This is a genomic window from Alistipes sp. D31t1_170403_E11, from assembly GCF_015553985.1.
Taxonomy (GTDB): domain Bacteria; phylum Bacteroidota; class Bacteroidia; order Bacteroidales; family Rikenellaceae; genus Alistipes; species Alistipes montrealensis.
Genome location: NZ_JADNHQ010000004.1, coordinates 223,748 through 238,837, shown reverse-complemented (window position 1 = coordinate 238,837; position 15,090 = coordinate 223,748). Strand labels below are relative to the sequence as shown.

Below are 15,090 nucleotides of genomic sequence, written 5' to 3'. Positions count from 1 at the left end.
ATGAAACGCGACATCATCCTTTCGGGCGTAGGCGGACAGGGAATCCTCTCGATCGCCGCCGTCATCGGGCGGGCCGCCCTCCAGGACGGACTGCAGATCAAGCAGGCCGAGGTTCACGGCATGAGCCAGCGGGGCGGCGACGTGCAATCGAACCTGCGCATCTCGTCGTCCGCAATCCGTTCGGACCTCATTCCGCGCGGCGCGGCCGACCTCGTCGTCTCGCTCGAACCGATGGAAGCGCTGCGCTACCTGCCGTGGCTCTCCGGCGAAGGTTGGGTGATCACCAACACCACGCCGCTGGTCAATATCCCCAACTACCCCGCCGCAGAGGCCTTGCAGCGTGAACTGGAGAAACTCCCGCACGTCGTGGCCCTCGATGCGGACGCCGTCGCCCGGGCCGCAGCATCGCCCCGTTCGGCCAATATGGTGCTGCTGGGCGCCGCCGCACCGTTCCTGGAAATCGACATCGCAAAACTGGAAGCAGGCATCCGCGACATCTTCGCCCGCAAAGGGGAACAAATCGTCGAAATGAACCTCACGGCATTCCGCGCCGGTTACGAAGCGGCTCAAAAACAGGCAAAACGATGAAAATACCGTTCGACAGGTCCACCCTCCGCAGCGCACTGGAACGGATGGACATCGCAGACATCGCGCAGGCCACGATCCGCCAGTCGGGCGACATCGCCCGCATCATGGAGCGCGAGACGGGCACAGAGTTCCTCCACCTCGAAATGGGCGTGCCGGGACTGCCGCCCGAACGGGTGGGCGTCGATGCCGAATGCCGCGCCCTGCAATCGGGCATCGCGTCGCAGTATCCCAACATGTTCGGCATCCCGCAGCTCAAAGAGCAGGCGTCGCGGTTCCTGAAAGCCTTCCTCGATGTCGACATAGCCCCGCAGGGCTGCATCCCCACCGTCGGTTCGATGCAGGGAAGTTTCACGACCTTCCTGCTCTGTTCGCAGCTCGACCCGCAGAAACGCAAAATCCTCTTCATCGACCCCGGATTCCCCGTGCAGCGGAGCCAGGTGCGCATCCTGGGAATCCCCTCGGAGTCCTTCGACATCTACGACTTCCGGGGCGAGAAACTGGGTCCGAAGATCGAAAGCTACCTCGCCGCAGGCGACGTGGCGGCCATCGTCTACTCCAACCCCAACAACCCGGCGTGGATATGCCTCACCGAAGACGAACTGCGTACGATCGGCACACTGGCCACACAATACGACGCCATCGTCATCGAGGACCTCGCCTACCTCTGCATGGACTTCCGCAAACCGCTGGGACGGCCTTTCGAGGCTCCCTACCAGCACTCGGTGGCACGCTATACGAAAAACTACATCCTGCTGGTTTCCGGGTCGAAGATTTTCAGTTACGCCGGACAGCGGATCGCCGTGGCGGCGATCTCCGACGCGCTTTTCCACCGTGAGTACCCGGCCCTGCGCGAACGCTACAACATCGGGCGGCTGGGCGACGCCTACGTGCTGGTCTTCCTCTACGCGGCATCGTCCGGAACGAGCCATTCGGCGCAGCACGCCCTTGCAGCGATGTTCCGCGCCGCAGCCGACGGTGAACTGGACTTCGTAGGCGAAGCCTCGGAATATGCCCGGCGCGCGAAACTGAGCAAGGAAATCTTCCTCCGCCACGGATTCCGCATCGTCTACGACAAGGACCGCGACGAGACGGTCAGCGACGGATTTTTCTATACGATCGGCTACGGCACGATGACCAGCGCAGAATTGTTAAGCGAACTGTTGTTGTACGGCGTCTGCGCCATCTCGCTCACCTCGACCGGAAGCCGCCAGCACGGCATCCGGGTCTGCATCTCGCAGATGAACCGTCCGGAACAGTTCGACATGCTCGAAGAGCGGCTGAAAGCATTTGCCCAAAACCATAAATAGGACCATCATGCGCTTCACGACTGCCGCGGAGGCGGTAAAACTCATCCGATCCAACGACAGCGTCTACATCCAGGGCAGCACCTCGATCCCCGAAGTGCTCGTGGCGGCCATGGCCGGCCGCGGAACGGAGCTCGACGGGGTAAAGGTCTACTCGGCATTTGCCGTAGGGGCTTTCGACGCCCCCTACTGCCGGCCCGAATACAAGGAGTCGTTCCTCGTCAACAGCCTGTTCGTCGCCAACAACATCCGCCGGTGGCTGGCCGACGGCTACGGGCAGACAATCCCTGCGTTCCTGGGCGAAATCCCCGGCCTGTTCCGCGACGGCACGCTACCTGTCGATATAGCCCTTATCAATGTCTCGCCGCCCGACGCCGAAGGCTACTGCTCGTTCGGCGTCTCGGCCGACCTCGCGGTCTCGGCCGTGGAATGTGCCAAGACGGTGATTGCGCAGGTCAACAAAGCGATGCCCTACTCCTACGGCGACGCGGTGATCCACTCCTCGCGCTTCGCGGCGGCCGTGGAAGTCGACTCCCCGCTGGTGGAAGTTCCGACAGCCGTACCGACCGAGACCGAGCTCAAAATAGGCAACTACATCGCCGAACTGATCCCCGACGGAGCCACGCTCCAGATCGGTGTGGGAGGCATCCCGAACGCCGTATTGGCTGCCCTGAGCGGACACAAGCACCTGGGACTGCACACCGAAGCGATGACCGACGGCGTGCTGCCGCTGCTGGAAAGCGGCGTGATCGACAACTCGCAGAAGGCAGTGATGCCCGGCACGACGGTGGCTTCGCTGGCCCTCGGCTCACGCCGGTTGTACGATTATATGGACTACCGCAAGGACCTCGTGATGAAGGACGTGGCGTGGACCAACGACCCGTTCCGCATCCGCCGGAACCCGCGCGTCATGGCCATCAACTCGGCCGTGGAGGTCGACCTCACGGGGCAGGTGTGCGCCGACTCGGTCGGCACGCGCATCATTTCGGGCGTCGGCGGCCAACACGACTTCATGTACGGCGGAGCGCTGTCCGAGGGCGGCAAGACCTTTATCGCCATTCCTTCGGCCACCCCCAAAGGCGAATCGAAAATCAAAGCGCTGCTATCGCCCGGCGCGGGCGTCGTCACGACGCGCCATATGGTCCAGCACGTCGTCACCGAGTACGGCGTGGCACACCTTCGGGGCCGCAACCTCGCCGAGCGCGCCCGGGCGCTGATCGCCGTGGCGCACCCCTCGGTCCGCGAAGAGCTGGAACGCGCCGCAGCCGAGCGCTTCGGCTATTCGTTCCTGCGGCTCAAAGCATAACTTCTGCCCGGCTCCCCGAAAAGCCGGGTTTTTACTATATTTACGCCCAGTTTCCGGGGCTTGCCCCGCCGCACAGCGGCCCAAAACCGTTCCCAAAAGGCAGAGCCGATTTACAAACGCCGCCGCAAGCCGCCCGGAAGCATGAAAAAATGCGAATTTACCGATCCGGAAATATGTTTAGAAAATACCTCTTTTTCGACCTCGACGGTACGCTGACCGACCCTATGCAGGGGATCACCCGGTCGGTACAATACGCCCTGCACCACTTCGGCATCGAAGTAGAAGACCTCAACGAATTGTGCCCCTTCATCGGACCGCCGCTCACGGACTCCTTCCGGGAACGTTACGGCATGACCGACGCCGAAGCAGCCGAAGCCGTCGCCAAATACCGCGAATACTACGCCCCGAAAGGAATCTTCGAGAACGAAGTCTATCCGGGAATCCCCGGCCTGCTGGCCGCAACGGCCGCCGCAGGATGCGTGAACGTCATGGCCACCTCGAAGCCGACGCCCTTCGCCCGGCAGATCGCGGAGCACTTCGGCTTCGAACAGCATTTCCGGCTGATCAGCGGCAGCACGTTCGACGGCACACGCACGACCAAGGCCGACGTAATCCGCCATGCGCTCGGTTTCCTACGGATCGACCCGCACGAAGCCGTGATGATCGGCGACCGCCGTTACGACATCGAAGGAGCCGCCCAGACGGGCCTCGCCTCGGTAGCCGTGGGCTGGGGGTACGCCTCGCCCGGAGAGCTCGAAGCCGCCCGGCCCGACCATTTCGTCACCGACGTTGCAGCGCTCCGCCGGCTGCTCATCGGCCCCGCTTAAAAAGCGGGATTCAGGGGTAACAGCAGGCCGGAGTGCCCGGGCTTCAGCCGTCGCTTTTCAGACGGCCCGACAGGGACACTAACGATCTGTAACCATACTCTTATCGGGGAGGGGTAACATTTTATTGATTTTCGATAAAAATAAATTGTTTTTCACGATTTCTTTATTACCTTTGTCCCCAAGTGCGTAACAAACCGTTACCCCGGCAAACCTCACTCGGCCCGCAGCGGATATGATAAAGCTTGAAAACATCAACAAAACCTACAACAACGGTTCGCCCCTCCATGTACTGAAAGGCATCGACCTCGAAGTCGGCAAAGGCGAACTGGTGTCGATCATGGGAGCCTCGGGTTCGGGCAAATCGACCCTGCTGAACATTCTCGGCATCCTCGATGACTACGACAGCGGAAACTACTACCTCGCGGGCCGCCTGATCAAAAACCTCAACGAAACGCAGGCCGCCGCCGCGCGGAACAAAATGATCGGCTACATCTTCCAGTCGTTCAACCTGATCAACTATAAAAACGCCGTCGAGAACGTCGCCCTCCCGCTTTACTACCAGGGCGTAGCGCGTCGCAAACGCAATGCGCTGGCGCTCGAATACCTCGACCTGCTGGGCCTGCGGGAGTGGGCCATGCACATGCCCAACGAGATGTCGGGCGGCCAGAAACAGCGTGTGGCAATCGCCCGGGCGCTGATCAACCAACCCGAGATCATCCTCGCCGACGAGCCTACGGGCGCCCTGGACAGCGTCACCTCGCAGGAGGTGATGAACCTTTTGCGCAAGGTCAACGTCGACATGGGCATGACGATCATCTGCGTCACACACGAACAATCGATCGCCGACCAGACCGACAAGATCATCCGCCTGAAAGACGGCGTCATCAGCAGCATCGACGAAACGGGACTCGGAAAGCGATGAGGGAGCTGCTGCTGGAAATCTGGACCTCGGTGCGGCGCAACAAGCTGCGCACGTTCCTCACGGGATTCTCGGTCGCGTGGGGTATCCTCATGCTCGTCATCCTGCTCGGCTCGGGCAACGGGCTTCAGAACGGCGTGCTGGCCAACTTCGACGACTACGCGACCAACTCCATCGACCTTTATGGCGGCCGCACTTCGAAACCCTGGATGGGCTACGACAAGGGCCGCCGTATCCGCATGTGGAACAGCGACCTGGAGATTCTCAAACGGGAGTTTCCCGAGATCGACGAGATTGCCGCAAACAAATGGCTCGACGGCAAAAAGGCCACTTACGGACGGGAATTCACACAGGTATGGCTGCGGGGATCGCTCCCGAAAGTGCAGCAGATGGAAGGCGTCAAACTCTCGGCCGGACGATATATCAACGACGAGGACGTAGCGCAATACCGCAAGGTAATCGTCATCGACGAACCGATGCGCCGGATACTTTTCAAGGGTGCAGACCCCATAGGCAAGCAGATCAAAGTCGGAGGGCTCGTCTTCACGATAATCGGCATCGAAAAGGGCGATGCCCAGCGCAACAACTCTTCGTGCACGATTCCGCTTACGACCGGGCAGTTGATCTACACAGCCAACAATCCCGAAATCAACAATACCATCATTACCCTGCGGGGCATCGATACCGATGAACAGATGGAGGACTTCGAGAAACGTCTACTTCGACGCCTCGCGGCCGAACACCACTTCGCCCCGGACGACAAGAGCGCCATCTGGATCGACAACACCATGGAACAGTACAAAAACATGATGGTGGTCTTCGGCGGAATCAACCTCTTCGTCTGGATCATCGGACTGGGCACGCTGCTGGCGGGCATCGTCGGTGTGAGCAATATCATGCTGGTCACCGTTACCGAGCGCACCGCCGAATTCGGCATCCGCAAGGCCCTGGGCGCAAAACCGTCGTCGATCATCCGTCTGATCCTCACCGAATCGGTGATGATCACCGCGGCGTTCGGTTACATGGGCATGGTACTCGGCGTGGCTGCCATGGAAGGGCTCAACTACCTGCTCGAACAATCCCCCGCCGAACAGACGGGGCACGGGATGAACACAGTGTTCCTCAATCCGACAATCGACCTGGGCATAGCGGTAAGCGCAACGGTCGTGCTCATCGTCGCAGGCCTCATCGCCGGTTACATCCCGGCCTACCGTGCCGCGCAATTAAAGACAATCGACGCCCTGCGTTACAACAAATAGAGCCATGGGATTCTTCGATACAGACCGTTGGAACGAAATCTGGCAGACCATCGCCCGCAACCGCAAGCGCAGTATCATGACCGCGCTGGGTGTATTCTGGGGCATCTTTATGCTTACAGTGATGCTGGGCGCCGGCATGGGCCTCGGACGGCTGTTCCGGGCGCAGTTGGGCGACATGTCGACAAACACGCTGCTCATGCAGCCCCAGCAGACGGGAATCCCCTACAAGGGCATGCCCAAGAACCGCTGGTGGCGGATGGACAACGCAGATGTCGATGCGGTCAAGAAACTCCCCGAGGTGATGTACGCCTCGGCGGTCTACTGGGGCGGCGAACTCCATTGCAGCTACCACGAACGCAAAGGCGACTACACGATGATGGGCTATACGCCCGACTACCAGAAGATCAACCCGCAAAAAATCCTCTTCGGACGGTTTATCAACGAGGTGGACATGGTGCAGAAACGCAAGGTCTGCGTCATCGGGACCCAGATATGCAAAGACCTCTTCCCCGGCGTCGAGGACCCCACGGGCAAGGTGATCAAGATGAACAACAGCTATTTCACCGTGATCGGGGTGCTGCGCAAACAGAGTTCAGCCATGTCGTTCAGCAACGTTGAACGCACGGCTGTCGTACCCGTATCGCTCGCCCAGCAGATGTTCGGGCGCGGCAACCAAATCCACATGCTCGCCGTAGCGGGCCGCGACGACACCCCCAGCAAAGAGGTCGAGAAAGCCTGCCGCGAGGCGATCTTCGCCCGCCACATCATCTCGCCCGACGACGAAAAAGCCGTCTGGGCCATGGCCACGGCCGAGATATTCGACAAGGTGATGGGGTTGTTCCGCGGCATTGCGCTGCTGACATGGATCGTAGGTCTCGGAACGCTGCTGGCCGGCATCGTCGGCGTGAGCAACATCATGCTGGTGCTCGTGAAGGAGCGTACGCAGGAGATCGGCATCCGCCGCGCGCTGGGCGCCCCGCCCCGGGCCATCATTTCGCAAATCCTGTCCGAAAGTTTCGTGCTGACATTCATCGCGGGCGTATTGGGCCTCACGGCCGCCGTGGGACTGTTGTCGGTCGTCGATTCGATCTACTACCAGGCGGTCACCGTGGCACAGGACGGATTTGAAATCTCGTGGATGATTTCGTTCGGAACGGGCATCACGGCACTCGGAATCCTCGTGGCGGGCAGCCTGCTGGCGGGTATCATACCCGCAACACGCGCATTGAGAATCAAGGCGGTAGACGCCATACGCGAAGAATAAAACTAAAAATTAAAACCATATTTGCGGCTATGAAAAAGTTTCTGAAGATTTTTGCCGGAGTACTCTTTGCAGCACTCTTACTGGGGACCTTCTGGTTCCTGTGGCAGAAAACCCGTCCGGTGAAGGTCGTCTACACGATCGTGGAGCCGAAACTGGACACGCTCAAACAGTTCGTGGTGGCCACGGGCAAGGTAGAACCCCGCGACGAGGTGATGATCAAACCCCAGATTTCGGGTATCATCTCCGACGTTTACAAGGAGGCCGGGCAACTGGTCCGCAAGGGCGAAGTGATCGCCACGGTAAAGGTCGTCCCCGAAATGGGTCAGTTGTCGAGCGCCGAATCGCGCGTCTCGGTAGCTGAAATTTCGCTGGCGCAGACCCGCCGCGAATACGACCGCACGAAGGCCCTGCACGAAAAGGGCGTGGTCTCGGACGAGGAGTCGGAACAGGGCCGCACCGCCCTCGAAAAGGCCGAAGAAGAGTTGCAGAACGCCAAGGAGAACCTGGAGATCGTGAAGAACGGCATTTCGAGCCGCTTCAAGGAACTGAGCAACACGCAGATCCGCTCGACGATCGACGGCATGATCCTCGACGTGCCGATCAAGGTCGGCAACTCGGTCATCCAGGCCAACACGTTCAACGACGGCACGACGATCGCCACGGTAGCCGACATGTCGAACATGCTCTTCCGGGGCAACGTCGATGAGACGGACGTAGGCAAACTGCACGAAGGCATGCCCGTCAAACTCACCATCGGCGCCCTGCAAAACGTCGAACTGGACGCTACGCTGGAATACGTGTCGCCCAAAGCCACCGAAGACAACGGCGTGATCCTGTTCGAGGTCAAAGCCGCCGTGAAGATTCCCGCCGACGTTTTCGTACGCGCCGGATACAGCGCCAACGCCAGCGTGATGATCCAGAGCCGCGAAGGGGTGCTCACCCTCCCGGAAAGCACCGTGGAGTTCGAGGGAGACAAAACCTATGTCTATGTGCTGACCAGCGCCGAGGGAGCCGAAGAACAGACCTTCGACAAACACGATGTCAAAATCGGTCTTTCGGACGGTATGAACATCGAAATCACCGAAGGAGTAGCGGCCGGGGACAAGATTCGCGGCATCCAGGAAGAGAAGAAGAAAAAGTAACCGCAAAAATACCGCAGCATGAAAACCGGCATCTTACTCGCCGCCCTGTGTGCCGCCGCAACGACGGTCTCAGCGCAGAATGCGGCGCCCGATACGGCAGCCCCGGCGCCGGGCGCTGCCTGGTCGCTCGACGACTGCATCGGCTATGCCCTGCACAACAACATCGAAGTACAGCAGCGTTCGCTGAAGGTCGAAAGCAGCGATGCGGACCTCTCGACCGCAAAATTCAGCCGCCTGCCCAACCTGGGGGCATCCGTAGGTTACCAGGCTTCATTCGGGCGCGGCACGGGAGAGGACAACACCTACAAGAGCGGAACCGTACAGAACGGCTCGTTCGACGTTTCGGCCTCCATGCCGCTGTTCCAGGGCATGCGCATCAACCGCCAGATCAAGGCCGGGAAACTGGACCTCGCAGCAGCCGTGCAGGACCTGGAGAAAGCGCGCGAAGATGTGTCGATCAACATCATGACGCTCTACCTCGACGTGCTCTATAACAAGGAACTGGTCGGCGTAGCCGAACGCCAGTTGGCGCTGAGTTCGCAGCAGGCCGTGCGCAGCCGTGCGCTGGCGGCCTCGGGAAAACAGCCCGAATCGGCCGTTTACGAGAGCGACGCCCTCGAAGCCAAAGACCGGCTGGCGCTCACCCAGGCCCGCAACGACCTGCGGCTCGCGCTGCTGAACCTGAGCCAGGCGCTCAACCGCGAAAGCGCCGCGGGATTCGACATCGTGGACCCGACGCTCGACAGCGTAACCCTCGCCTCGCTCCACCGGCTCGGTTCGGCAGAAGACGTATACGCTTATGCCGTCGAGAACCGTCCGCATATCAGGGCGGAGCAGCTGCGGCTCGAAAGTTCGGAGCATTCGATCGCTATCGCCCGCTCGGAACTTTACCCGTCGCTTTCACTCCGCGGCGGCTACGGCACGGGGATTTACAGCAACAGCAGCATCTCGGGATTCTGGCCGCAGTTCCGCAAAAACGGCAGTGAATCAGTCGGCGTAACGCTCAGCGTTCCGATCTTCAACCGCCGGGCCACGCACAACAACATCCTCAAAGCCAAGATAGCCCTGCGCAGCCAGCAGCTCGCCGTCACCAATGCCGAGCGCGAATTGCGCAAACTGATCGAGCAGGCGTGGTACAACGCCGACGCCGCTTATGCCAAATACAATTCGGCCCAGGCCGCTTCGGCTTCGGCAAAGGTGGCATTCGCCTACGAAGAGCAGAAAGCCGCGGCAGGCCGCTCGACGATATTCGATTTCAACGATGCCAAAACGCGCATGGAGAAGGCCGAGGCCGAAGCCGTGCAGGCCAAATACGAATTCGTCTTCCGTTCGAAGATCCTCGATTTCTACCGCGGACAACCGCTGCGACTCTAAAACGGAGATTTGCATATACGAATCCAAACAAAGAGGGCGGCCTAAACGGTCGCCCTCACTGCTGCCCGGAACACCAAGTCCCTAAAGAATCCGGGCGGCTGCCGGACTGAATCCCGGACCTCCTCCGGCAGGAAAGTCCTTCGTGCGTCACTGAAAATCTGTATTTATCCCAGCAGTACAAAAGTAGATAAATTATCCCAGTTCACAAGCCACAGAGCGTTTTTGTCATAACGCCCGACCGAATTGTCGTATCCCGAAAAGGCAAAATAATATGCCCGGACGCATCGGAAACACTTTTCGTTCGGTAAAAGAATGGCAATCCGGAAAATTTGACCTACTTTTGCAACAATTTCAACAGCTAAAGATGGAATGGCTTAAAGAACTGCTCGTCGAGCACTCGGCTTTACAAGCCGTCGTGGTGATTTCGCTCATCTCGACGCTCGGCATCGGACTGGGAAAAATCCGCTTCTTCGGGATTTCGCTCGGCACGGCCTTCATCTTCTTCGTAGGCATCCTGGCCGGGCATTTCGGGCTGTCGCTCGACCCTGCGATGCTCACCTACGCCGAGAGTTTCGGACTGGTGATTTTCGTCTACGCCCTGGGCCTGCAAGTAGGACCGGGCTTCTTCAGTTCGATGCGCGCCGACGGGCTGCGGCTCGTCTCCCCCGCCATCGCCATCGTATTGCTCGGAACACTCCTGGCCGTAGCCATGAGTTACACTTTCGGGGTCTCGATGTCCGACATGTCGGGCATCCTGTGCGGAGCGACGACCAATACCCCGGCGCTGGGCGCCGCACAGCAGACGTTGCAGCAAATGGGGCTCGACACCAACGGCGCCGCGCTGAGTTGCGCCGTGGCCTATCCGCTGGGCGTCGTGGGCGTAATCCTGGCCATCGTTTTCCTGCGCAAGCTCTTCATGCGCCCCGCCGACATGCCCGGACCCGACGCCGAACACCGTAAAAACGTCTTCATCGCCAGCTACCGCGTCACCAACCCCGCCATTTTCGGTAAGAGCGTCCACGAAATCGCAACCCAGAGCCACCACCATTTCGTCATCTCGCGCCTGTGGCGCGACGGCCGGGTTTCGATCCCCACTTCGGACAAGACGCTCCGGCAGGACGACGTGATCCTCGTCATCACCACCCCCGGCGAATCCGACGCCCTGCGCCTGATCTTCGGCGAGCAGGAGACAAAAGACTGGAATACGGAAAATATCGACTGGAATGCCGTCGACAGCCAGCTCATTTCGCAGCGCATCCTCGTGACGCGCCCCGAAATCAACGGCAAAAAACTCTCGCAGCTGCGCCTGCGAAACACCTACGGCATCAATATCAGCCGCGTATACCGTTCGGGCGTCCAACTGCTGGCCACCCCCGACCTGCGGTTGCAACTGGGCGACCGTCTGACAGTGGTAGGCGAAGCCCAGGCCATCCGCAACGTCGAGAAAATCCTCGGCAACGCCGTCAAGAGCCTCAACGAACCCAATCTCGCAGCGGTGTTCATCGGACTGATCCTCGGCCTTACGCTGGGGAGCATCCCCATTGCAATTCCCGGCATCTCGATTCCCGTGAAACTGGGTCTTGCAGGCGGTCCGATCATCATCGGCATCCTGATCGGCACGTTCGGTCCCCGGCTCCACATGATCACCTACACCACGCAGAGCGCCAATCTCATGCTGCGCGGACTGGGCCTGTCGATGTACCTCGCATGCCTGGGACTGGACGCCGGAACGCACTTCTTCGCGACGGTCATGCGCCCCGAAGGAGCGCTGTGGCTCGGAATGGGCTTCGCACTGACCTTCGTCCCGGTGGTATTGGTGGGGCTGTTCGCCCTGCGGATACTGAAGGTCGACTTCGGTTCGGTCTCGGGATTGCTGTGCGGCAGCATGGCCAACCCGATGGCGCTCAATTACGCCAACGACACCATCGAAGGCGACAATCCGTCGGTATCCTACGCCACGGTCTATCCCGTCTGCATGTTCCTGCGTGTGATTATCATTCAGGTGATGCTGATGCTGGTGCTTTAGCCTCCGCGGGAGCCGGCTGCACCTGCTGTGGGGCCTGCACGTCCTGCGGAACCGGATTGCGCAGCGACGAAATATCCGCCCCCGAAGGATTCTGAAACACCCGCAGCCCGAATTCGGGAATCACAGCCAGCACATGGTCGAAGACATCGGACTGAATCCCTTCGTAAACAATCCAATCCACCGTATCGGTAAAGAAATAGAGTTGCATCGGCAGTCCGGTCTCCGTGGGCTGCAACTGCCGCACCATCAGCGTCATATCCTTGTTTACGGGAACCTCGTTCTGGAGGTAGCGGACCAGGTAGGCCCGGAAAACCCCGAGGTTGGTCTGGTGCAGGCCGTTGATCCGCCGTTCGCCCGACTGGAAGCCGTGCGCGGCGTTGTACTCCTCGACCCGGCGCTCGGTCTGGTCGATATAGTCGCGGAGCAGGTCGATCGTACGGTAACGGGCCAGCATCTCGGGCGTACAAAAACGCACGCTGGTCATGTCGATCGCCACGGAGCGCATCACGCGGCGTCCGCCCGACAACTGCATGGCGTGCCAGTTGGTAAACGAATCGGTCGTCAGCAGGTAGGGCGGCAGCATGACGATCGTGTTATCCCAGTTGCGTATCTTCACCGTCGTAAGCGACACCTCCTCGACATTGCCGTCGGCCCCGTACTTCGGGACCGAAATCCAATCCCCGACCTTGAGCATGTCGTTGGCCGAGAGCTGGATGCCCGACACGAAGCCGAGGATGCTGTCGCGGAAAATCAGCATCAGCACAGCCGCCGAAGCGCCCAGCCCGGTCAGCAGGATGGTGGGCGACTTGTCGAGCAGGACCGAAACGATCAGGATGGTGCAGATCAGCAGGACGATGCCCTGCGCCGTCTGCCGCAGGCCTTTGATCGGCTTGTTCTGCCACACGGGCCGCGATGCGGCGATGCGGAACGCGGCATAAAGCAGGGCATTGACAAAACGAAGAACCGTAATGATGATATAGACCTGCATGAACCGCATGACGATGACCCGTTCGGAGGAATCGGTCTCGAAAACCACCGGGAGCACGACAGCCAGCAGGATGGCACTCAGCACGTGGCATACACGCTTGAGCACCGGGACACTGAAAAGCGTATCGTCCCACTTGACGCGCGTGCGCTCGACGAGTTTGCGCACCCCGTGCACGACTCCCATCTGCAACAGCACGTCGAAGAGCACCGCGGCCAATACCACGAGTGCGAAAGCGACCCAGCGGTCGAGGTTGTCGCTGGGGTCCGAGGTGACGCCCAGCCATTCGAGCAGGGCGTGCGTCCAACGTTTCAGAAGCGTTTGCATGCCCGTACCCGTATCAACTTCCGGGCCTCAGCGGAAGCCGGGGCTAAAAAACCGAAAATGACGACGGTACGGAAAACGGAATTACCCGAAAAGTAATTTCACTTCGCCTTCGAAATTGGGCGTGAAAATGCCTTTGCCGAGGTTTTCGAAAATCTCGTCCCGAGACCAGAAACGTCCGCCGTCGAGCTCTTCGCTCGGGCGGACCGTCCCGTCGTAGACCGTGCGGTAGACATGGACCAGTTCGTATTCGCGCTCCGAGCGAAACGGGTAGACGGCAACCTGCCCGGGCGTGAACTCCGTGATGCCGAGTTCCTCGCACACTTCGCGCCGCAGGGCCTCACGAATGGTTTCGCCGTAATCCACATGGCCGCCTACGGCCGTGTCCCAGCGTCCTGGCTGGATGTCCTTCCAGGCAGGTCGCTTCTGCAGGTAGAGTTCGCCGCGCGAATTGAAGACGTGGAGGTGCACCACCGGATGCAGAAGCATCGATCCGCCGTGGCATTCGCCGCGCGAGGCTTTGCCGACGACGTTTCCCGCCGTATCGACCACGGGAAAGAGTTCTTCGTTGTTATCGCAATTCATGTCTGGGATATTTGCGGATGTAAACGACGACGGCCAACAAGCCCAGCAGTACGAAAACCGCACCCGGCAGGGCCGTGTATTCATATCCGAGTTTGTGGTCGATCGGCAGGCCGCCGCAGAAGGCCCCGACTGCATTGCCGAGGTTGAAGGCAACCTGCACGAGCGCTGCGCCGAGCATCTCGCCGCCGCGCGAGTTTTCGAGGATCAGCAGTTGCTGGGGTGACGACACGCAGAACAGGCACGCCGTCGTGAGGCACATCAGCGCCACCGAAAGGTAAGGGACATGCGCCCCGAAAAAGATGCCCGTCAGCGCAAGGAACGCCACGCAGAGCGTGAACCGCACGACCTTTTCAGGTGTGAAGCGGTCGGAAAAGTGACCGCCGATAATATTCCCGGCGAACATGCCGAACCCGGCCAGCATGATGATCAGCGTCAGGTCCCCGGAACGAAATCCCGAGGTATGGACCATCAGCGGACTGACATAGCTGTACCAGCAGAAAATACCGCCGTTGCCGAGCATCACCGAGAGGAGCACCAGCCACGGGGCGAAACTCTTCAGGAAACGGAACTGCCCCTTGAGTCCCGTATCGGGAAGGGCCGGGAGGGCCGGAACCCAGAGTTTCACGAGCAGCAGGGCCACAGCGCCCCACACGGCAACGATGCCGAACGTAGCGCGCCACGTCACGGCAGCGCTGATATAGGTTCCCAGCGGCACACCGAACAGGTTGGCAACGGTCATCCCGACAACCATGATCGACACGGCCTCGGCGCGTTTCCCCTTGTCGGCGATGCGCTCGGCGACGATCGACCCCACGCCGAAGAATGCACCGTGGGGAAGTCCCGAGACGAAACGCATGACCATCAGCGTCCAGTAGTTCGGCGAGAGGGCCGCACAGGTATTACCGATGATAATCAGGCCCACGAGGGCCAGCAGGATGTGTTTCAGCGGTCGCGTGCGGGCCACGACGACCGTAAGCGGCGCACCGAAGCAGACCCCCAGCGCATAGGCGGAAATAAGGTGTCCGGCTTCGGGAATCGTAACCCCGAGGCTGCGGGCGATGTCGGGCAGAATCCCCATCATCACGAACTCCGCCATTCCGAGCGCAAGCGTCCCGAATGCCAGGGCTATCAGACTTTTCTTCATCGGACAGGAATCATTGATTTTTCGAACCGGCTGCAAAAATAAC

At 60.1% G+C, this 15,090-nt stretch carries 13 protein-coding genes; 10 read left to right on the top strand and 3 right to left on the bottom strand.

Annotated elements, in window-relative coordinates; all coding sequences use genetic code 11:
• From I2E69_RS10320 to I2E69_RS10275, 10 genes are all read left to right on the top strand, one after another.
• Complete coding sequence (locus I2E69_RS10320) at positions 1–588, top strand: indolepyruvate oxidoreductase subunit beta (RefSeq protein ID WP_195461132.1); 588 nt, start codon at positions 1–3, stop codon at positions 586–588.
• Positions 585–1,895, top strand: a complete 1,311-nt coding sequence (locus tag I2E69_RS10315; RefSeq protein WP_195461131.1) for an aminotransferase class I/II-fold pyridoxal phosphate-dependent enzyme — start codon at positions 585–587, stop codon at positions 1,893–1,895. Before I2E69_RS10320 ends, I2E69_RS10315 begins: the two co-directional genes overlap by 4 nt.
• A 7-nt stretch (positions 1,896–1,902) precedes the next feature.
• Entirely contained in the window at positions 1,903–3,198 is a 1,296-nt protein-coding gene (locus I2E69_RS10310; protein WP_195461130.1) for an acetyl-CoA hydrolase/transferase family protein, read from the top strand.
• A 173-nt stretch (positions 3,199–3,371) separates the two neighbouring features.
• Positions 3,372–4,025 carry an HAD family hydrolase gene (locus I2E69_RS10305; protein ID WP_195461129.1) on the top strand — a complete coding sequence of 218 codons (654 nt, stop codon included), beginning with the start codon at positions 3,372–3,374 and terminating at the stop codon, positions 4,023–4,025.
• A gap of 232 nt (positions 4,026–4,257) precedes the next feature.
• Positions 4,258–4,947 (top strand): ABC transporter ATP-binding protein, encoded by a 690-nt coding sequence (locus tag I2E69_RS10300; protein ID WP_195461128.1) that lies wholly within the window; start codon positions 4,258–4,260, stop codon positions 4,945–4,947.
• Positions 4,944–6,203, top strand: coding sequence for an ABC transporter permease (locus I2E69_RS10295; protein WP_195461127.1), 1,260 nt, complete (start codon positions 4,944–4,946; stop codon positions 6,201–6,203). The genes I2E69_RS10300 and I2E69_RS10295 overlap by 4 nt, the downstream gene beginning before the upstream one ends.
• A 4-nt stretch (positions 6,204–6,207) precedes the next feature.
• A complete protein-coding gene (locus tag I2E69_RS10290) occupies positions 6,208–7,467 on the top strand; it encodes an ABC transporter permease (protein ID WP_195461126.1) in 1,260 nt (419 codons plus the stop codon).
• Between the two features lie 29 nt (positions 7,468–7,496).
• Entirely contained in the window at positions 7,497–8,609 is a 1,113-nt protein-coding gene (locus I2E69_RS10285) for an efflux RND transporter periplasmic adaptor subunit (RefSeq protein WP_195461125.1), read from the top strand.
• Between the two features lie 18 nt (positions 8,610–8,627).
• Positions 8,628–9,983 (top strand): TolC family protein, encoded by a 1,356-nt coding sequence (locus tag I2E69_RS10280; RefSeq protein WP_195461124.1) that lies wholly within the window; start codon positions 8,628–8,630, stop codon positions 9,981–9,983.
• A gap of 364 nt (positions 9,984–10,347) precedes the next feature.
• Positions 10,348–12,009: a putative transporter gene (locus I2E69_RS10275; RefSeq protein ID WP_195461123.1), complete on the top strand. Its 1,662-nt coding sequence runs from the start codon at positions 10,348–10,350 to the stop codon at positions 12,007–12,009.
• Here I2E69_RS10275 and I2E69_RS10270 read toward each other — a convergent pair.
• The 3 genes from I2E69_RS10270 to araJ all read right to left on the bottom strand — a co-directional run bounded on the left by I2E69_RS10270 (position 11,978) and on the right by araJ (position 15,047).
• Positions 11,978–13,321, bottom strand: a complete 1,344-nt coding sequence (locus I2E69_RS10270; RefSeq protein ID WP_195461122.1) for a mechanosensitive ion channel family protein — start codon at positions 13,319–13,321, stop codon at positions 11,978–11,980. The two genes, I2E69_RS10275 and I2E69_RS10270, sit on opposite strands and share 32 nt — an antisense overlap.
• 81 nt (positions 13,322–13,402) lie before the next feature.
• Positions 13,403–13,903 (bottom strand): NUDIX hydrolase, encoded by a 501-nt coding sequence (locus tag I2E69_RS10265; RefSeq protein WP_195461121.1) that lies wholly within the window; start codon positions 13,901–13,903, stop codon positions 13,403–13,405.
• Positions 13,890–15,047 carry an MFS transporter AraJ gene (gene araJ / locus I2E69_RS10260; protein WP_195461120.1) on the bottom strand — a complete coding sequence of 386 codons (1,158 nt, stop codon included), beginning with the start codon at positions 15,045–15,047 and terminating at the stop codon, positions 13,890–13,892. Before araJ ends, I2E69_RS10265 begins: the two co-directional genes overlap by 14 nt.
• Between the last annotated feature and the right edge of the window lie 43 nt (positions 15,048–15,090).

Excerpts from the sequence above, each read along its gene's own strand:
- I2E69_RS10320 (WP_195461132.1), top strand. The coding sequence starts at position 1 with ATGAAACGCGACATCATCCTTTCGGGCGTAGGCGGACAGGGAATCCTC.
- I2E69_RS10315 (WP_195461131.1), top strand. The coding sequence starts at position 585 with ATGAAAATACCGTTCGACAGGTCCACCCTCCGCAGCGCACTGGAACGG.
- I2E69_RS10310 (WP_195461130.1), top strand. The coding sequence starts at position 1,903 with ATGCGCTTCACGACTGCCGCGGAGGCGGTAAAACTCATCCGATCCAAC.
- I2E69_RS10305 (WP_195461129.1), top strand. The coding sequence starts at position 3,372 with ATGTTTAGAAAATACCTCTTTTTCGACCTCGACGGTACGCTGACCGAC.
- I2E69_RS10300 (WP_195461128.1), top strand. The coding sequence starts at position 4,258 with ATGATAAAGCTTGAAAACATCAACAAAACCTACAACAACGGTTCGCCC.
- I2E69_RS10295 (WP_195461127.1), top strand. The coding sequence starts at position 4,944 with ATGAGGGAGCTGCTGCTGGAAATCTGGACCTCGGTGCGGCGCAACAAG.
- I2E69_RS10290 (WP_195461126.1), top strand. The coding sequence starts at position 6,208 with ATGGGATTCTTCGATACAGACCGTTGGAACGAAATCTGGCAGACCATC.
- I2E69_RS10285 (WP_195461125.1), top strand. The coding sequence starts at position 7,497 with ATGAAAAAGTTTCTGAAGATTTTTGCCGGAGTACTCTTTGCAGCACTC.
- I2E69_RS10280 (WP_195461124.1), top strand. The coding sequence starts at position 8,628 with ATGAAAACCGGCATCTTACTCGCCGCCCTGTGTGCCGCCGCAACGACG.
- I2E69_RS10275 (WP_195461123.1), top strand. The coding sequence starts at position 10,348 with ATGGAATGGCTTAAAGAACTGCTCGTCGAGCACTCGGCTTTACAAGCC.
- I2E69_RS10270 (WP_195461122.1), bottom strand. The coding sequence starts at position 13,321 with ATGCAAACGCTTCTGAAACGTTGGACGCACGCCCTGCTCGAATGGCTG.
- I2E69_RS10265 (WP_195461121.1), bottom strand. The coding sequence starts at position 13,903 with ATGAATTGCGATAACAACGAAGAACTCTTTCCCGTGGTCGATACGGCG.
- araJ (WP_195461120.1), bottom strand. The coding sequence starts at position 15,047 with ATGAAGAAAAGTCTGATAGCCCTGGCATTCGGGACGCTTGCGCTCGGA.